The organism is Candidatus Tenderia electrophaga (genome assembly GCA_001447805.1).
Classification (GTDB): domain Bacteria; phylum Pseudomonadota; class Gammaproteobacteria; order Tenderiales; family Tenderiaceae; genus Tenderia; species Tenderia electrophaga.
In genome coordinates this window covers 65,105-84,019 of the sequence record CP013099.1, presented here as the reverse complement: position 1 = coordinate 84,019, position 18,915 = coordinate 65,105, and the positions used below count along the sequence as shown (strand labels likewise).

Here is an 18,915-nt window from a genome sequence, read left to right as displayed (position 1 = left end):
TTTGCCTCCCAAGCAGTTTCAGTATTTAACTTGTTCTTATCGCAACCCAAAAATGTACAGCTGGTGAAGATATATATCACGACACAGAAGCCGATTGCAAGCTTTACAGCCCCCTCACAACATCCATACCGCGCCGCGGTCCAAGTGAATACGCGCTGTTTGCGGCGGGATGCACTCAGCGACAAATTAGGCTATGATTTGCCGCTTTTGCGGTCGGGGAGCACCCTGAAATTGGTGAATTTTTAATGGATACGGCAAAGATCTATCGGTACTGGGGCATATTGGCGTTGCTGGCCTGGGGCGCGGCCATTATTGGACTGAACCTGTTGCGATTTGACGCCTACGGCATCGACGAGGCCGCGGCACGGGCCCTGCTGATTAATTGGACCGTGGCCGACCGCGTCGTCAACCCCATTGTTACCCTGGGCGCGCCCGATTTCCGTGCCCTGCTGTTTCTGCCGCTAGGGGCGTACTGGTCCGGCAGCTTCATCGCCCTGAAGGTATTTATGCTGCTGGCGCTATTTGCCGCAATGACCCTGCTCCATTTGTGGAGCAAACAACACCACGACGGCGAGACGGCCCTGATTGCCTCGGGCCTGCTGCTAATCGCACCGCTGTCGCTGATGCAGATCAACTCGGTAGGCGCCGGCCCGTTTCTGCTACTCGGCTTCGGCCTGGGATGGTGGCTGGACCGACGCTACCGCAATGTCGGCAAACAACTCGGCGGTTGGTACTTCATGCAACTATTGCTGGTTGTGACCGTGGTCACCATCCATCCAGCCGGCCTGGCGTATCCGCTGGCCCTGGCCTGGGAGTGGCGCAGCAACCCGCTTAACCCACTCCAGCGCAAACAGATGCATATCGGCATCGGCATCGCCACCGTCTTCGCCCTGCTGTTCAGCTATGTATTCGGCAATCCCGCCATCGATTGGGGACTCAATCCTTTGACCACCTTGGGCGCCGCCGCCTTCGGCCGAGTCCCCGGCGACCCGTCTCCGATACTGTCCACTGCCGGCATCCTGCCGGCACTGATCATTGCCGCCGTAATCGTCGGCTACCGCAAGACTCTCCTCAGCGAAATGCTGCCGCGCATGCTGTTACTGGGCGGTCTGCTGGGCCTGGTGGCCGCCGACTTCGGCTGGGCCATGATTATCCTGGCACTGGTGTTGTACTGCGGCACGCCGCTGCTGATCCGGCTGAACAGCAGCATGGGCGCGCACAGCTTCGTCGGCCAGCGCGGCCTGGTAATGGCGGCGATCTTCATCCTCGCTACCCTTTTCATGCTCGGTGACCGAGCCTATCGCAGCAGCATCATCAACGGCAGCCTGGATCCGCACGACCAAATTATCAAGGCTCTGGCCGTTGAAACCGAAGCCCTGGACGAAAACTTCTATACCATCAGCCAATGGCCGGCGCGCACCATGCTGGCACTGAAACGCCCGGTGTTCCCATTGCCGCCGAAATATGAAACTCCAGAAGACCTCTTGGCAAGCATCGGCCAGGTCGACTTCATCGCCTTCGATCCCTTCGACCCGACCAATAAACACTTACGCGATCAGCTCGCGAACTTGCCCGAAACCATGGAAACACTGATCCAACAGGCGGACGGTGTGATCGTCAAAGTCAAACGCCAAGACAGCGAGCCGAGCCCGACCCTTTAGCGCTGACAGGCGGGACAGTAATAGCTGGCCCGCTGGCCCTGGCGCAGCTGTTTTATGGGTTTTTCGCACTGCAGACACGGCTCGCCCACCCGGCCGTAGACCTGTAAGCGCTGCTTGAAATAGCCGGGCTTACCGCCGCCGTCGACGAAATCGCGCAAGGTCGTACCGCCCTGCTCGATGGCCAGGCCCAGCACCGCCTTGATCGCCGCCACCAGCGCCTCGCAACGTAGACGTGACAAACGTCCGGCCGCCAGTTGCGGCCGGATACCGGCGCGAAACAGGGCCTCGCTGGCATAAATATTCCCCACCCCCACCACGGTATGGCTGTCCATGATGAACTGCTTCACTGCCTGTTTGCGCCGGCGTGAGCGCTGATAGAGATAGTCCGCGTCGAAGCCCTCAGACAAGGGCTCGGGCCCCAAACTGGCCAGCAATCTGTGCTGCAGGGGATCGCCGCTCAGCCATAGTACGGCGCCGAAGCGCCGTGGATCGCGCAGCCGCAGCGCCTGTCCGTTGTCCAAAACGATGTCGATATGGTCATGCTTCTCGGCCGGTGTGGCGGCCGCCATCAGGCGCAAACTGCCCGACATACCCAGATGGATCAATACCGTGCCCGCCGCGCTGCGCAGCAGTAGATATTTGGCGCGTCGCTCGACCTGCTCGATCACCTGGCCGGGCAGCTCCACCAGCAGGGCCCTGGGCACGGGATAGCGCAACTTGCGGCGCCGCAGCACCACCTCGGCCACCGCCCGGCCCTCGACATTGGGCGCAATCCCGCTGCGCGTGGTTTCGACTTCGGGTAATTCAGGCATCAATCAATCACCTTCATTGGCGGGCAGTGAACCATCAGCGCCGTGCAAGGGCGGCCAGGCCAGCAAGCGCTGGGATTGATCGCCATCGAACACATACTCCAAACCCAGGTCGCGGCGCTGCAACACCAAGGCATCGGCATCGCTTTGCAGGGCAAACTGCAGTGTCGCGCCTGACGCAAGTCGCACCTCGACCTGCTGTGAGATATCGGCCGCCTGCAGCGGCCGGACGCGCAGGGCACGAAGATGGCGCCAGTTATCCACCAGGGCCTGCAGCTGATCGGCCGATTGCGGCGCACTGGGACCTTCATAGCGCCAACCCGCCTGATCTTTGGTAATGGTCCCCAAACCAGGCAACGTCAATCCCGCCAGCGGCGCATCGGGCAGTGGGGCGGTAGAGACAAACTCCAGCCACGGCGCCGTTAGAAACGAAATATCATTCTGCGCCACCATATGCATCACATCATCCACCCGTACATACAGACGGCTGTTGAGCGGATTGACCTTGCCGAAGCTGAGCTCGACGCCGTCCGCCGTCAGTTTCGCGCGCGGCGGCCGCAAACCGTATTTCGTCAGCTCCAAACCTGCGGCCGGATAGCGCTGCAGGCTTTGCTGCGTGAGCGGCTCCAACACACGCCGGACCTGAAAGCTGTTGGCCGCTACGGCCAGCGGTTCGATCATGCGCCATTGCTTATCCTGACGCTGCAGCACAATGGTCTCGGCAGCCGGGCGCTCAATGGTCATCCTTTGCACGGCCGTCGGATCGAGCGGGGTCAACGGACTCGCCGGCTCGCTTTGCTTGCCCGGCTGCCAATAGACCACAGCCGCCAGCACCGCCACCGCCAGCAGCAGGGCTAGATTGAGCCAACCGCGCTTGCCCATCACGCCTTGCGTCGTTTCAGCCAGATGATCAGGCCGCTGATCAGCAGCAGCGCCGGCAGCACCAGCAGAAAACCGAAGCCGATGATCATGGACTGGGTCTGGGACAGGGTCAGGGAACTGTCCAGCGCTGTCTTGGCCGGGATGGCGATGAGCTGGTCATCGCTGCTGAGCCAATTGGCCATGTTCATGCCCAGGTCCAGATTGCCGCCGTTGCCGAGATAGGCGTTGGAGAGGAAATCACCGTCGCCCATCACCACTACGCGCTGCTCGGCGCCGTCCGCCGTTGCGCCCGAGGCATCGTCCAGGGTGCGCCTCAGGGCGGCGGCCAGGCTCAGCGGACCGGGCACATCCTGCAACTCGTCGAAGCCGATTTCGCCCGCCAGCACACCGGTCTCGGACCAGCTGCGCGCCGTGGTCAACAGCAGAGTCTCGCCCTGCCAGTCGCCCTGCAGCTCCAACTCCACACCGGCGGCGTAGGGGAAAATAGTCAGGGTATTAAAGCCTTCCACCAGGGGATGGAGGCCGTAATCGCCGACGATGGCGAAGGTCGGATCGTCGATGGCGAACATCTGCGCGGTGGGATCGACGATCACCCCCGGCTCGAAGGTGATGCCCAACTGCTCCGCCAGCGGCTCCAGGCCGTACAGGCCGTCGGGGTCGGCCAGCCACAGCAGATTGCCGCCGCGTGCCACGTAGTCTTCGATCAACCTCACCTCGCCGGGCAGATAATTCACCTGGGGTCCGGCGATGACCAGCACGCTGGTGTTGTCCGGCACCGTCCCGGCCGTGGCCAGATTCAGCCCCTGCACGCGCAAGCCCTTGGCCTGTAGCTGCTGCGCCCAGGACTGCAGATCGTGATTGGCCTGGCCGAAGGGACTGCGCTCGCCATGCCCCTCGACGAAGACGATCCAGCGTTCGGCACTGCGTGACAGCCGTTGCAGGCTGTTGGTAATGCTTTGCTCATTGAGTTCGGAGACCTTTTCGCTGCGCCCCTGATATTCAAGCACCAGCTCACCGTCGGTGGTAATCCCCTGCTCGCGCACTTGCTGCGGCTCGGTGTCGGGATTGACGAAGTGGAGGCGCACATCCGACTTGTAGCGCTGATAGCGGGCCAGCAGATCCTGGATATGCTGTTTCAAGGTGCCGCTGTCCGCGGTGAAGGCGCTCACCTCAATCGGTTCCGGCATTTGTTCCAGTACCGCCACGCTGGCCGGCGACAGGGTATTGCGGTTATTGGCGGTCCAGTCGGCCTGGAAGGAATAGTGTTCGCTGAGCCAGCCCAACAGGCCGATGAGCACCGTGAACAGCAGCACGAACAGCACATTCTGCAGCCGGATCTGACGTTTGGAACGTTGCGTCACTTTCATTGCGGGACCTAATTTAGGTTCAATGCTGCAGCCGCTCGGCATCGAGCCGGCGGATACTCAGGACCAGAAACAGGGTCACGAAGAGCAGGTAATAGAGCACATCCGCGCTGTCGAACACCCCCTTGAGCAACGACTCGAAGTGGCGCAACAGCGACACATAGGCGAACAGTTCGCTGGCCTGGCCGGACCCGGTGTTGCCGGCCCAATCGATAATCCAAAGCAGCAACAGCACCCCGAAACTGCTCACCGCGGCGATGGTGGGCTGCACGGTCAGGGTGGACATGAACAGACCGACGGCGGCGAAGGCAGCCAGCAACAGGATCAATCCCAACGCCCCCGCCGCCAGCATACCGAAGTCAAGGCCGCCGCCCAACAACAGCGACAGCGGCATGAGCACGATCAGCAACACCATGATCAGCAGAAACCCCATCACACCGAGAAACTTACCCAGCACAATCTCCGTCATGGACAGGGGCGCCGAAAACAACAGACTCAGGGTCTGGCTGCGACGCTCCTCGCTCACCAGGCGCATGGTCAGCATGGGCACCACCAGCAACAACACCACCGCGGCATTGCCGAACAGCGGCGCGGCGATGATCTCGGTCACGCCGGGCGCCCCTGCCATGCCCAGCAGGCGCGACTGCAGGTTCATGAACAGATCCAGCTGGGTGAGAAACATGTAGGCCAGGATCAACTGCACCACCGCCAGGATGGACCAGGCCAACGGTGAGATAAACAGGCTGCGCAGTTCGCGCCCGGCGATGGTGAAGATCATCATGCCGCCGCCTCCGCGTTGGCGTCGTGGGCCTGCTCGGTGGTGGTGATGTCGACGAAGATCTGCTCCAGGGTCAAACGTTCGGGACTCAGCTCATACAGCCCCCAGCCGTGTTGCACCGCCGCCATCACCAAGGACTCGCCCTGGGCTTCCAAGTCGGGGGCATGCACACGAAAACGGCCGTCGCCCAGCGCCTCCACCTGGCCCGCGCCGGCCACCTGCTCCAAGGCCGGCACTGCCGGCGGATTGCGCAGCGTCAGCAACAGGCTGTCGCCGCGCATACGCTGTTGCAGACCGGCGATGCTGTCGCTGAGCACCAGTTCGCCCTTGTTGATAATCTGCACCCGGTCGCACACCGCCTGCACCTCGGGCAGGATGTGCGTGGACAGAATCACACTGTGATCGGTGCGCAGCTCGCGGATGAGGGCACGAATCTCGCGGATCTGGATGGGATCGAGGCCGACCGTGGGCTCGTCCAGGATCACCACCGCCGGGGCATGAATTATCGCCTGGGCGATGCCGACGCGCTGGCGGTAGCCCTTGGAGAGATTGCCGATCAAGCGCCGGCCCACGTCGGCAAGCCCGCAACGCTGCTTGGCCAGGTCTAGGGCCTGGCGCCGCTGCGCCGCCGGGATACGGTTGAGTCGGGCACAATAAAGCAGATACTCATCCACCGTGAGTTCGCGATACACCGGCGGCTGGTCGGGCAGGTAACCGAGCAGGGCCTTGGCTTGTTTGGGCTTGTCCAACAGGTCGATGCCGCAGATCATCACCCGCCCGGCGCTGGGCGCCAGATTGCCGCTGAGGATTTGCATGGTGGTGGATTTGCCGGCGCCGTTGGGCCCCAAGAAGCCCAGCACTTCGCCCTTTTGCACCTCGAAACTGATTTCCTTCAGAGCGCATAAGGGGCCGTAAAAACGGCTGACCTGATCGACCTGTATCAACGCATCCGACAATGTCATAAGGTTCGCTTGTCTCGTCCTTGTTTGGCTAAACGGTGTGTGAATTACAGTGACCGGCTTATAATATTTTTTCTCAACAGATGGCTCAAGCCACGCACCATCCCCGGCATTGTGTCAGCAAAGGATAACAGTATGCTACTCGGCATCGACACCGGCGGCACCTTTACCGATTTCGTCCTCTTCGACGGTCGCGCGCTGCGCCTGCACAAACGTCTCTCCACGCCCCAGGCCCCGGAAGAAGCGATCCTCGGCGGCATAGCCGACCTGGGCCTCGATCCCGCCCAACTGACCATCATCCACGGCTCCACCGTGGCCACCAACGCGGCCTTGGAGGGCAAGGGGGTGCGCACCGCGTTCATCACCAACCGCGGTTTCGGCGACATGCTCAGCATCGGCCGCCAGGCGCGGCGTGAACTCTATGATCTGCAGCCCGAGCCCGTCGCCCCGCCGGTGCCGCCCGATCTGTGTCTGGAAACGGGCGGGCGCATCGCTGCCGACGGCACGTTGCTCGAAGCGCTGAGCGCCGATGACCTGAAGCATTTGCGCGAGCAACTGCAGCAACTCAAGCCCGAGGCGGTGGCCATCAACCTGCTGTTCTCCTTTATCGACGCGCGCGCCGAGCAGGCCATTGAGGACATCGTGCCAAAAGATATTTTTGTATCCCGGTCTTCCGCCATCCTGCCCGAATACAAGGAATACGAGCGCGGCATCACCACCTGGCTCAACGCCTGGATCGGGCCACGGGTGGAACAGTATCTGCAGCGCCTGCAACACGGCCTGCCGCAAACGCCCATCGCCGTGATGCAAAGCTCCGGCGGCACCCTCGCCGCGGCGCAGGCCGGCCGGCTGGCGGTGCACATGCTGCTCTCCGGACCGGCGGGCGGCCTGGCCGGGGCACGCTATATCGGTGCCCTGGCCGGGCATGAACGCTTGCTCACCTTCGACATGGGCGGCACCTCCACCGACGTCGCCCTGATCGACGGCGAACCGCGCCTCACCAGTGAGGGCCATATCGGTCCCTATCCGGTGGCGGTGCCCATGGTGGACATGCATACCATCGGCGCCGGCGGCGGCTCCATCGCCTGGATCGACGCCGGCGGTCTGCTGCAGGTGGGCCCCGAATCGGCCGGCGCCGATCCCGGTCCCGCCTGTTACGGCCGCGGTGGCGCGCACGCCACCGTCACCGACGCCAACCTGCTGCTCGGGCGACTGCGCCCCGACGCCTTTCTCGGCGGCGAGATGCCACTCGATCCGGACGCCGCCCATGCCGCGGTCCGACAACTGGCGCATCAACTCAAACTCAGCATAGAGGACACCGCCGAAGGTATCATCCGCATCGCCGACGAACACATGGGCCAGGCCTTGCGGGTCATCTCCATCCAGCGTGGCATGGATCCGCGAGCATTCACCTTAATGCCCTTCGGCGGCGCTGGCGGGCTGCATGTCTGCGCCCTGGCCGAGGCGCTGGGCATGGACCGCGCCCTGGTGCCGATCCAGGGCGGCGTGCTGTCGGCCTTCGGCATGCTGGTGGCGCGGCGCAGCCGCGAGCTGTCGCACACCATCGCCGCCGAGCTGGAGCACATACACGCGCAAACGCTGGAACAGGAATTTCAAAACCTGGAACAGAAGGCCTTGGCGGCCTTGGCCGATGAAGGCATTGCTGCCGGGCAGGTCAGCCTGGAGCGCTCACTGGACCTGCGCTATCGCGGCCAGGCCTTCAGCCTCAATATCCCCTGGCAGGGCCTGGCACACAGCGGCGCAGCGTTTCACCAGACGCATGAACAACGCTACGGCCACCGTCTACAGCACGCGGTGGAACTGGTGAATATTCGTCTGCGCGCGCACGGTCCGGCACCCGAGTTACATATTCCGGTCTTGGCTAAAAACGCCGCGCCCGGCGCCGCCTCCGATGAGGCCAGATTGCACGGCATCAGCCAGCCGGTCAGCGTATTGGATCGAGCGCGGCTCGCGGCGGGGCAGCAAATCGACGGGCCCGCCTTGATTACCGAGACCGTGGCGACGACCTTAATTGCCGACCACTGGCGCTGTCGCGTCGATGACTACGGCAATCTGCTGCTCACGCGACAACACCGGCGATCGGGATAATCCCCTACCCGGTCCGTTGCGGTGGCCGGGAATATTGACGCTGTTGTGGCGGGTGGCAGTGCACGTTCTCGGCGTCATCAGCGCACGTATTTTTCACCGTGAGAACCTCGTACTCGCAGAACGAAAACGAAATCGATGTGCCGGGCATCGGCCGCTGGGGAAGATTGCGTAGCGGGGCGTTATTCCCCCAATAGACTGCGACAGGCCTCCGTGGCCCAGGCGATGGACTGCAGATAGGCGTCAAGGATGACGTCCTCTTCCAGCTCCGGATAATCGAGCTGGTCCCATTCCCCGTATTCGTAGTGCAGGGCCAATTGCAGCAACTTGCCGGGCGTGCCTTCATAGCGTAACAGCGCCTGGTTGACCTCGTCGGAAAGGGCCAGCATGCCGAGCACCTTTTCCATGGGCATATCCAGCAGGGCCTCCAGCACAGACAACAGGCCGACGGTAAAGCAGGTGTCCTCGGCTTCGTAATTCACCGCCTTGGCCAGGATTTCGCACATCTTGGCGCGCACCACGGCGGTGACCATCAGCTCGCTGGGTTTGTCTTCCACCCGCGCCAATACCAGCAGGGTCGCCCATTTCTGAATCACCTTGGTGCCGAGCAGCAGTACCGCCCGTTGGATGCTGTCCACCGACTTGGGCATGGCGAAAAAGGCCGAGTTTATGTAACGCAGCAGCTTGTAACTCAAGCCTACATCCTGGGTGATCAGGGTTTCGAGTTTGGGAATGGTGGTATCGGGGCGCTGCACCTCGGCCAACAACTGCATCAAGGCCAGCTGATTGGACGGCAGACGGGTGCGGCGGATGATCTTGGGCCGGGAAAAGAAGTACCCCTGAAAATAGTCAAAACCCAGCTCGCGGCAGACCTCGTATTCCTCGGGAATCTCGATCTTCTCAGCCAACAACTTGAGGTGGGGATACTCCCTCAGGGCGTGCACATGGGCGCGCAGCTCCTCTTCACTTATGGCCTGCACATCGAGCTTAACAATATGGGCCAGCGCCAACAGGGGCAACATCGACTCCTGATAAATAAAATCATCCAAAGCGATGGTATAGCCCTGCTTGACCAAGTGTTTCACTCCGGCGAGCAGCTCATCATCGACGGCTATATCCTCCAGCACCTCGATCACCACCCGATCGGCAGGGAGGGGTAAAGAATACTGGCCGACGACAAAGCCACGCGTCAGATTGATGCAGGCCACACGCGCGCCGACCAGGCTGTCCAAGCCGATTTCGGTCATGGCGTTGAGGATCACCTGCGAGGTGGCGGCATCGCCCTCGGCCTGCGCCTCGTCGGCGCCATGGCGATACAACAGCTCATAACCGTACACATGCTGGGTACGGTTATAAATGGGTTGGCGGGCGACGAACAGCTCGGGCATGATTTCCTTGAAACAACAAGACTAATTGGCAATGACATCTTTATATATCGTCACCGCCACGCCATTCATTATCAATGAGTCTTATCAGGGGGATGTTGCGAGCCCTGCGACAATTACAGTAGAACCACTGTCGCCAGCCCCAAAAAGGCAAAGAAACCAACCACATCGGTGACGGTAGTGAGCACCACCGAGGAGGACAGCGCGGGGTCGATACCCATGCGCCGCATGAACAGGGGGATGGTGGCGCCCGCCAGGGCGGCGGCCACCAGGTTGATGAGCATGGCGGCGGCGATAATCACACCGATCATGTAGTTGCCGAACCAGAGGGTGGAGACCACGGCCACTACCAGGGCCCACAGCAGCCCGTTGAGACCGCCCACCGCCAGCTCCTTGGTGAGGATGCGCTTGGCATTGGCCGAGCCGATATGGCCCAACGCCATGCCGCGAATCACCAGGGTAAGGGTTTGACTGCCGGCGATACCGCCCATGCTGGCGACGATGGGCATCAGCACCGCCAGTGCTACCACCTTTTCTATGGTGGCGTCGAACAGGCCAATGACCCAGGAGGCGATCAGGGCGGTGATCAGATTGATGCCGAGCCAAATGCCGCGGCGGCGCGAGCTGACCACCACCGGCGCGAAGATGTCGTCCTCCTCGTCCAGGCCCGCCATGCTCATGATGGAGTGCTCGGCCTCTTCGCGAATGACGTCGACCACGTCGTCGATGGTGATACGGCCCAGCAGCCTGCCGTCGTCGTCCACCACCGGCGCCGTGATCAGGTCGCGGCGTTCGAACAGGCCCGCCACCTCCCTGGCCGACATGTTGGCGGGAATGGGCTCGAAATCGTGAATCATCACCTGGCCCACCATCAGGCCGGGGTCCTTGGTGACGATGTCGGCCAGCGACAGCAGGCCGAGAAACTTGTCGTTGCGGTTGACCACGTACAAGTAATCGGTCATCTCCGGCAGTTGACCGCGCAGGCGCAGGTAGCGCAATACCACGTCGATGGTGACATTGGGCCGCACCGTGACGGTATCGATGTTCATCAAGCCGCCGGCGGTGTCTTCCGGATAGGACAGTACCGCCTCGAGCCGGAAGCGATCCTGCTCGCTCATGGACTGCAGCACCTCGTGGATCACCATGTCGGGCAGATCCTGGAGGATGTCGGCCAGGTCGTCGGTGTCGAGACTCTCGGCCGCCGCCACCAGCTCGTCGGTCTCCATCTGGTGAATCAGCTTGGCGCGCACATCGTCGTTGACGTAGCTGAGGATGTCGCCGTCCTTGTCCGGCTCCACCATCTCCCACACCAGTTCGCGCTCGGAGGGCGGCAGGGATTCGAGCAAGTGGGCGATTTCCGCCGCATGCAACTCGTTCACCATGCGGCGGATCGTGACCAGGCGGCCACTCTCCAACGCCTCGGCAAAACTCTGCAAGCGCGTTTGCGATTTTTCTTGTTCTTGAGTTTCAGCCATGACGTCAGTGAACCGGGTTATGCGTGGTCGAGCATAAGCGAGGATTTTAAGGGCGCGGCGAAAACGGCGCCAGCCCTGCAGACAAAATAATCAAACTAAATCGTTAAGTTTTTCGAGAAAGGCATCCACCTCCGGGGCGGATGACATGCGCAACACCCGGCGCACCCGTTTAGTGAGCTGTTCCACATCCGATTCCTGAATGATGCTTTTGACCTCCGGCAACATGGCCGGCTGCATGCTGAATTCGGTCAGTCCCAACCCTAGCAACAAACGGGTATAGCGCGACTCGCCCGCCATCTCGCCGCACATGGCCACCGGAATACCGGCCTTGCGTCCCGCCTTGATGGTCATGTCGATGAGGCGCAGCACGGCGGGGTGAGTGGGCTGATAGAGATAGTTGACGGCATTGTCGAGGCGGTCCGCTGCCATGGTGTACTGCACCAGATCGTTAGTGCCGATGGACAGAAAATCCAGCTGTTTGGCAAACACGTGCGCCAGCAAGGCCGCCGCCGGCACCTCGATCATACCGCCGACGGGAACATTTTCATCAATGGGTTTGCCTTCGCGCAGTAGCTCCTCCTTGGCCTGATTGATCAGCACCATGGCCTGTTGCAACTCCTGCACACTGGCCAGCATGGGGATCATCATGTTGATGGGGCCTTCGGCCGAGACGCGCAGAATAGCGCGCAGTTGAGTAAGAAACAGGGCGGTATCGCGTAGACACAGACGAATGGCGCGCAATCCCAGCGCCGGATTGGTGACCACGCCACGCACCTCGGGACGCGCTTCGTAGCCCGGCGTCTTATCCGCCCCCAGGTCGAGGGTGCGGATGGTCAAGGGCCGGCCACGCAGGCGTTTCACCACCTCGCGGTAGGTCTGGTACTGCTCCTCTTCGTCGGGGGGTTGATCGCGATTCATGAACAGGTATTCGGTGCGATACAAACCGACCCCCTTGGCCGCCACCTTGTTCATCACGGCCAGGTCTTCGGGTATCTCCACATTGGCCTGCAAAGAGATGGCCAGCCCGTCGCGGCTGACGGCCGGCAGCTCCTTGAGCTTGTTGAGTTCCGACTGATGGCGCTTTTCCTCGCGCTGGCGCTGTGCGTAGTGGGCCAGGCCGCGTGCATCCGGCGCTGCCAGCAGCACCCCCTGATAGCCGTCCACCACCAGCATCTCACTTTGACGCAGATAACGCAGGGCGTTCTTCACGCCGACCACGGCGGGAATGCCGAGACTGCGCGCCAGGATGGTGGTGTGGGAATTGGGGCCGCCGAATTCGGTCACAAAGGCGACAATGCCTTCGTTCTGCATGGTGACCGTATCGGCCGGCGAAAGATCGTCGGCGATGATGACCTTGCCCTTGAGACGGCCGTCCATCATCACCTGGATGTTATCGACCTGGTTCAACAGGATGCGCTGGATGCGGTCGACCACATGGTCGACGTCGTCACGGCGCGTGCGCAGATAGGCGTCGTCCATGTCCTCGAACACCGCCACCAGGGCGTCGCGCTGCAGCTTCAGCGCCCATTCGGCATTGCAACCGCGTTCGCGGATTAGACTCAAAGGCGCCTGCGCCAGGGCCTTGTCATTGAGCATCAACAGGTGGGTGTCGATGAAGGAGACGATGTCCACCGGCGTCGACTGGGGAATACGTTGACGCACCTCGGCGAGCTGCTGCTTGGCGGTGGCCACCGCCTGCTTGAAACGCTCCTGCTCCGCCTCGACCAGGCTCGGCGGTATCAAGTATTCCCGCACCTTAAGCTGATCACGCTGCAACAGGTAGGCCTTGCCCACGGCAATGCCACGGGAAACGCCGACGCCTTTTAGACTCAGGCTCGCCATGTAATCAGCCTGTAGTGTTGACTAGCGCCGCCCGTGGCCGCCGTCGAGAATGAATTAGCCCGGATTTCTCGCCACCCACGGCGGTGAGCCCCCCGCGCGACGCATCGCGGAAATTGCATAACAGTCCGTCCTTCCCTGAACGCTTCATTACATTCGACCGCCTGATGGGACATGGAGGATTACTCCCCTTCGCCAAACCGGTCGGCGATTAGGGCCTCCAAGGCCTGCATCGCCTGCTCTTCATCTCCGCCTTCCACTACCAGCTCCAGCTCACTGCCTTGGCTGGCCGCCAGCATCATCACCCCCATAATGCTCTTGCCGTTGGACTCACGATCGCCCTTGCGCAGCAGTATATTGCTTTCGAAGCGGCCCGCCAGCTTGACGAATTTCGATGCCGCCCGCGCGTGCAGACCGAGTTTGTTGACAATGGTCACGCTTTTTTGAATCACGAATCATCCTGATCACAAACGAAAATCCCGTCCTGGCCGCCGGTAATGGCCTTGTAGACCAGCTCATCGAGACTCAAGCTAGGATAGTTCAACACCCGTACCAACATGGGCATATTCAGCCCCGCCACTACCTTGATGGGTACGCCATCGCCGAGCCGGTTAGCCACGTTACTAGGCGTGGAACCGTACATATCGGTCAGGATCAACACGCCGCCGCCCGAATCCAGGCGTCTTACCGCACTGCGAGCGCTCTCGATCATGTCATCCGGTTCACAGCCCGCACACACGGATATGATTTCCAACGCCATGGGACACATGCCGAGAATCTCTGAAGCGGTTTCCATCAGCGACTGGCCGACATTGTCATGGGCGATGATCAGCAGGCCGGCACTCATGACAACTCCCGGTGACGCACCAGCACTTCCAATTCGCTGTCGTCGAAGTAGGCCGCCAGGCGCTGCGACAAGTACACTGAGCGGTGCTGGCCGCCGGTACAGCCGATGGCGATGGTCATGTAGGCACGGTTGTCGGCCTGGAAGCGCGGCATCCAGCGCTCGATAAAATCTGTTAGATCATCGACCATCTCCCCCACCAGTGGCTGTTGTTCAAGGAACTGTTTCACCTCGTGATCGAGGCCGGTCAGGGCACGCAGCTGCGGCACCCAATGGGGATTGGGCAGACAACGCACATCGAAGACAAAGTCGGCATCCACCGGCACACCGTGTTTGAAACCGAAAGACATGAAGGTCAGGGTCAGCGAACGCGCCTCCTTCAGCATACGCTCGCGCACCAGATCGCGCAGCTGGTGCACATTGGTGCGACTGGTATCGATACACCAGTCGGCGTTCACCGCCAGCGCGCCCAATAGCTTACGTTCGCGCTGAATGGCCTCGGCCAGGGAGATGCCGGCGCGGGTCAGCGGATGCTTGCGCCGGGTCTCGCTGAAACGCTTGATCAGGGTGTTGTCGTCGGCCTGCAGAAACAGTATTTCGCAGCCCAGCCCCAGAGATTTAATCTCCGCCAACACGTCGGGAAAGTTATCGAAATCCTCGGTCAGGTTACGCGCATCGATGCCCACCGCGGCATGTTCGTAATCGCGTCGCGGCGAATTGGATATCTGGCCGGCAAAGGCCGGCAACAGACTCAGGGGGAGGTTGTCGATACAGTAAAAGCCCAGGTCTTCCAGGGCGTGCAATACGATACTTTTGCCTGAACCGGACAGGCCGCTGACAATCACCAGCTTCATGCGGCCCCCTTGTGAAGTAGAGAAGACAAGCGCGATTGCAGATCGGAACAGGCATCATAGCCCTGCTGCCGGGCGCGGTTCAAGCGCAGCGCCGTTTCCACAAGCAAGGGCATATCGCGCTGATTTGAATAGGGCAGGCGCCAGGCCGGCACGGCGACATCCAGCAAGCGCCAGTCGATGGCCACCGGTTGCAGGCCGTCGTAATCGCGAGACAAGCCCGGCTCCAAGGTCAACACCAGCGTCAGGGCGACCGAGGCGCACACAGCACCCTCGCCGTAAAGTTGTTTTAGATTGATCAGTCCCAGACCACTGATCTCGAGCATGCCTTCGAAACCGCTGCGACAGCGGCCATGCAACTCGCCGCCACAGCATTGGAATTCGACCAGGTCATCGGCCACCAGGCGATGGCCGCGCGCCACCAGCCCCAGCGCCAGATCGCTCTTGCCCACTCCGCTGTCGCCTTGCAGCAATACACCATGGCCGTGCACGTCGAGCAAGACACCGGGGCGGGACAGGATGGAATCGCTCATGCCGCGGCTGCGATTAACGCGATGAAGCCACCCTGTTACCGCCGGCGCGCCAGTGACTGACAACCTTTTCGATATCCTGCGCCGAACCGCAGCGCCGCAGGCCTTCGCGGATAGTGGCGTCACTGAACATCTCGGCCAGGGAGGCAAGCAACTGCAGGTGTTCTTCAGTCGATTCCTCCGGCACGATGAGGGCGAACATCAAATCCACTGGATCGCCGTCAATGGCATCGAAATCGACGCCCTCTTCCAGTCTGACGAAGGCACCCACCGCCTGGTCCACGTCCTTGAAACGACCGTGGGGAATGGCGACACCGTGCCCCAGGCCGGTACTGCCCAAGCGCTCGCGGGCCAACAGTCCGTCGACAATCTGGGTATCCGACAGACTCACCTCGGTTGCCTGCGAAAGGAGTTGGCTGAGCGCTTCCAGGGCGCGCTTTTTGCTGCCCAGGGCCAGACCGCAGACAATGCGGTCGGCGGATAACAAATCTGAAATATTCATAGTGACTCTTCTTTGTTTTATGTTTTTATATATCCCCAAAGCTTAAATCAAACGCTTGCGCTCGTTGGACGGCGGTATCGATAATGCCTCGCGATACTTGGCCACGGTCCGGCGCGCCACGTTGATTCCCTCCTCCTCCAAGATCTTGGCGATTTTACTGTCGCTCAATGGTTTGGCCTGGTTTTCCGCCGCAATCAACTTTTTGATCAAGGCGCGGATGGCCGTCGATGAACATGCCCCACCGGCGGCGGTAGAGACATGGCTGGAGAAAAAATATTTCAATTCAAAAATGCCGCGCGGGGTATGCATGTACTTGCGCGTGGTCACCCGCGAAATGGTCGACTCATGCATGCCCAGCTCTTCGGCGATGTCGTTCAGCACCAGCGCCTTCATGGCCTCCTCGCCGTGCTCGAGAAAACCGCGCTGCCGCTCGACGATGGCGCTGGCCACCTTGAGCAGGGTCTCATTACGACTGGCCAGGCTCTTGATGAACCAGCGCGCCTCCTGCAATTGATTGCGCAGATAGGTGTTGTCGGCGCTGCTGTCGGCGCGCCGGATGAGACCTGCATAGTGGGTGTTGACCTTGAGCTGCGGCACCGCCTCGAAATTCAATTCCACCCGCCACGTGCCCTTGTGTTTTTTCACATTGACGTCGGGCACGATGTATTCGGCCGGCGCCGAGGCAATCACCCCGCCGGGGCGCGGATTGACGGTCTGCACCACGGCGATGGCCTGCTGCAAGGCCTCGCGTGACAGCTTCATACGCCGCATCAGCTGGTTATAGTCGCGGTTGCCGAGCAGATCAAGATGCTTGTCCACTAGGGTGATGGCATCGGCCACATCCTGGTGCGCGGCATCGAACTGTCTGAGCTGTAACAGCAGGCACTCGCGCAGATCACGCGCACCGACGCCGATGGGATCGAAATTCTGCACTTGGTGCAGCACCGCCTCCATCTCCTCAAAGCCCACGTCCTCGTCCATGCCCAGGCCCTGCAGGATCTCCTCCAGGCTGCTGGACAGATACCCGTCGTCGTTGATGGAATCGATAAGGGCCTCGGCGATGAGGCGGTCGGTGTCGCTGAAAGGGGTCAGGTTCATCTGCCAGTGCAGATGTTGCTGCAGACTCTCCTCGCCGCCGCTCTGGTTTTCGTAGGCGCGGTAATCGTCGTCGCCCGCCGGACCGGCGGGGCTGGTGGCGGGCAATACGCTGTCGTAGACATCGTCCCAATTGCTGTCCACCGGCAGGTCTTCGGGCATACCCGGGTCCTGCATGTCCACGGAGGAGTCCTGCGACTGGGCCGCGGGGGCCAAATCTTCAGCCGGGGTATCACCGCCGTAATCGCCCGCCCCCAACGTGTCATTGCCGTTGACCCGCTCGCCGCTGCCTTCCTCCCAGCCCTGCTCCCCGGCGCCGGCGTCGGCATCGCCGTCCTCTTTGACCTCCAGCAGGGGATTGGTCTCCAAGGCCTCCTGGATCTCGGCCTGCAGGTCGAGCGTAGACAGCTGCAACAGCCGAATCGCCTGCTGCAGCTGCGGCGTCATCGTCAGGTGCTGACCCAAACGGAGCTGAAGTGACTGTTTCATACCTCGGGACTACTCATTATCTCTTGTGGCAGAGAGGTTCATCGAACCCCGCTGCCAAAGATTAAATTTTAACGCAGATAGCGCTTTGATATCAGTATTGCAATTCAAAGCCGAAAGTGCTCCCCCAAATAGACTTTGCGCACGTGGTCATTCGCCAATACCTCCTGCGGCGTACCCTGGGCGATCACCTGGCCTTCGCTCATGATATAGGCGCGTTCGCATATCCCGAGGGTTTCGCGGACATTGTGATCGGTAATCAGCACGCCGATGCCCTTTTCCTGCAATTGGCTGATGATGCGCTGAATATCGATCACGGAAATGGGATCGACGCCGGCGAAGGGCTCGTCCAGCAGAATGAACTCGGGGCGCATGGCCAGGGCACGCGCTATCTCCACGCGACGCCGCTCGCCCCCTGACAGACTCATCCCCAGGGTCTCGCGGATATGGCCGATATGCAGCTCGTGCAACAGGTTCTCCAGCATTTCCTCGCGCTGCGCCTTACCCAGCTCCGATTGTACCTGGAGGATGGCCATGATGTTGTCTTCCACGCTCAGTTTGCGGAATACCGACGCCTCCTGGGGCAGATAGCCGATACCGAGCCGGGCGCGGGCATGCATGGGCAGGGCGGTAATATCGTGATCGTCGATGAACAACCGCCCCCTGTCGCAAGGCACCAGCCCCACGATCATGTAAAAACAGGTGGTCTTGCCGGCGCCGTTGGGACCGAGCAGGCCCACCACTTCACCGCTATTGACCTGCAGCGATACGCCGTTCACCACTTGGCGGGCGCGATACGATTTAAAGATGGCCTCGGCGCCGAGAATACTCATTACTGCGGTGATGCTTCAGGTTGTTGCTCCGTATCCTTACTGCGCGGTTGGATCACGATCTGTACCCGCCCTTCACCGGCCACGGCCTTGCCCGCCCGAACCAGTTCTTTGTCGGCCTCATATTCAATGCGGTTACCGGAGAACAGGTTGTCGCCCTGCTGAAAGCGCGCCGCGCCATTGAGAATCAACAGCGACTCTCCGGCGTGATATTCGATGGTCTGCGCCTCGCCCCAGGACTTCTCGTCCTCCACCTCCGCATCGTGATCGAAGCGGGCCGGCTCACCGCTGGCGACGATCTTATCGACCTCCTGGCGCGCCGTGGAGTGTATCACCAGCTTGTCGGCCCACAGGGTGTCGGGGCCCTGGCGGAAAATCACATTGCCCTGGTAGATACTAATGCCCTTGCTATCGTCGATTTTGAGACTGTCCGATTCGATATAGATGGGGGGTTCTGGCGTCGGTTCGGCCGCCGCCAGCGGCAGGGCCGTCAGCACCAACCATAAGCCCGCTAATCCT

The 18,915-nt window shown here is 61.2% G+C and carries 18 protein-coding genes; 2 read left to right on the top strand and 16 right to left on the bottom strand.

All coding sequences use genetic code 11. The annotated features are described in order from the left end of the window. Positions 1–245: 245 nt before the first annotated feature. Entirely contained in the window at positions 246–1,661 is a 1,416-nt protein-coding gene (locus tag Tel_00400) for a hypothetical protein (GenBank protein ID ALP51721.1), read from the top strand. Here Tel_00400 and Tel_00395 read toward each other — a convergent pair. The 5 genes from Tel_00395 to Tel_00375 form a co-directional block, all read right to left on the bottom strand. After that, on the bottom strand, positions 1,658–2,473 hold the full coding sequence (locus Tel_00395; protein ALP54673.1) for a hypothetical protein: 816 nt from the start codon (positions 2,471–2,473) through the stop codon (positions 1,658–1,660). The two genes, Tel_00400 and Tel_00395, sit on opposite strands and share 4 nt — an antisense overlap. Before the next feature lie 3 nt (positions 2,474–2,476). Further along, positions 2,477–3,352, bottom strand: a complete 876-nt coding sequence (locus Tel_00390) for a hypothetical protein (GenBank protein ALP51720.1) — start codon at positions 3,350–3,352, stop codon at positions 2,477–2,479. Then, positions 3,352–4,644, bottom strand: coding sequence for an ABC transporter (locus tag Tel_00385; protein ALP54672.1), 1,293 nt, complete (start codon positions 4,642–4,644; stop codon positions 3,352–3,354). The genes Tel_00390 and Tel_00385 overlap by 1 nt, the downstream gene beginning before the upstream one ends. A gap of 94 nt (positions 4,645–4,738) precedes the next feature. Then, on the bottom strand, positions 4,739–5,497 hold the full coding sequence (locus tag Tel_00380; GenBank protein ALP51719.1) for an ABC transporter permease: 759 nt from the start codon (positions 5,495–5,497) through the stop codon (positions 4,739–4,741). Beyond that, positions 5,494–6,456, bottom strand: coding sequence for an ABC transporter ATP-binding protein (locus tag Tel_00375; protein ALP51718.1), 963 nt, complete (start codon positions 6,454–6,456; stop codon positions 5,494–5,496). Before Tel_00375 ends, Tel_00380 begins: the two co-directional genes overlap by 4 nt. A 132-nt stretch (positions 6,457–6,588) precedes the next feature. Between Tel_00375 and Tel_00370 the strand changes: the two genes are divergently transcribed. Next, on the top strand, positions 6,589–8,562 hold the full coding sequence (locus tag Tel_00370) for a hydantoinase (GenBank protein ALP51717.1): 1,974 nt from the start codon (positions 6,589–6,591) through the stop codon (positions 8,560–8,562). A gap of 179 nt (positions 8,563–8,741) precedes the next feature. On the opposite strand, the gene Tel_00365 is transcribed toward Tel_00370, so the two are convergent. The 11 genes from Tel_00365 to Tel_00315 form a co-directional block, all read right to left on the bottom strand. Next, positions 8,742–9,947, bottom strand: coding sequence for a hypothetical protein (locus Tel_00365; protein ID ALP51716.1), 1,206 nt, complete (start codon positions 9,945–9,947; stop codon positions 8,742–8,744). Between the two features lie 113 nt (positions 9,948–10,060). Further along, positions 10,061–11,419 (bottom strand): magnesium transporter, encoded by a 1,359-nt coding sequence (locus Tel_00360; protein ID ALP51715.1) that lies wholly within the window; start codon positions 11,417–11,419, stop codon positions 10,061–10,063. A gap of 90 nt (positions 11,420–11,509) precedes the next feature. Further along, positions 11,510–13,261 carry a phosphoenolpyruvate-protein phosphotransferase gene (locus tag Tel_00355; protein ID ALP51714.1) on the bottom strand — a complete coding sequence of 584 codons (1,752 nt, stop codon included), beginning with the start codon at positions 13,259–13,261 and terminating at the stop codon, positions 11,510–11,512. Between the two features lie 179 nt (positions 13,262–13,440). Next, positions 13,441–13,710 (bottom strand): phosphocarrier protein HPr, encoded by a 270-nt coding sequence (locus tag Tel_00350; protein ALP51713.1) that lies wholly within the window; start codon positions 13,708–13,710, stop codon positions 13,441–13,443. Next, positions 13,707–14,105 carry a PTS fructose transporter subunit IIA gene (locus Tel_00345; protein ID ALP51712.1) on the bottom strand — a complete coding sequence of 133 codons (399 nt, stop codon included), beginning with the start codon at positions 14,103–14,105 and terminating at the stop codon, positions 13,707–13,709. Before Tel_00345 ends, Tel_00350 begins: the two co-directional genes overlap by 4 nt. Beyond that, entirely contained in the window at positions 14,102–14,956 is an 855-nt protein-coding gene (locus Tel_00340) for a hypothetical protein (protein ID ALP51711.1), read from the bottom strand. Before Tel_00340 ends, Tel_00345 begins: the two co-directional genes overlap by 4 nt. Next, positions 14,953–15,486: a hypothetical protein gene (locus tag Tel_00335; protein ALP51710.1), complete on the bottom strand. Its 534-nt coding sequence runs from the start codon at positions 15,484–15,486 to the stop codon at positions 14,953–14,955. Before Tel_00335 ends, Tel_00340 begins: the two co-directional genes overlap by 4 nt. 13 nt (positions 15,487–15,499) lie before the next feature. Continuing rightward, complete coding sequence (locus Tel_00330) at positions 15,500–15,985, bottom strand: PTS sugar transporter subunit IIA (protein ALP51709.1); 486 nt, start codon at positions 15,983–15,985, stop codon at positions 15,500–15,502. 42 nt (positions 15,986–16,027) lie between these two features. Continuing rightward, entirely contained in the window at positions 16,028–17,569 is a 1,542-nt protein-coding gene (locus Tel_00325; protein ID ALP51708.1) for an RNA polymerase sigma-54 factor, read from the bottom strand. A 104-nt stretch (positions 17,570–17,673) separates the two neighbouring features. Continuing rightward, positions 17,674–18,399, bottom strand: coding sequence for an LPS export ABC transporter ATP-binding protein (locus tag Tel_00320; GenBank protein ID ALP51707.1), 726 nt, complete (start codon positions 18,397–18,399; stop codon positions 17,674–17,676). Then, positions 18,399–18,896, bottom strand: coding sequence for a hypothetical protein (locus Tel_00315; protein ALP51706.1), 498 nt, complete (start codon positions 18,894–18,896; stop codon positions 18,399–18,401). Before Tel_00315 ends, Tel_00320 begins: the two co-directional genes overlap by 1 nt. Between the last annotated feature and the right edge of the window lie 19 nt (positions 18,897–18,915).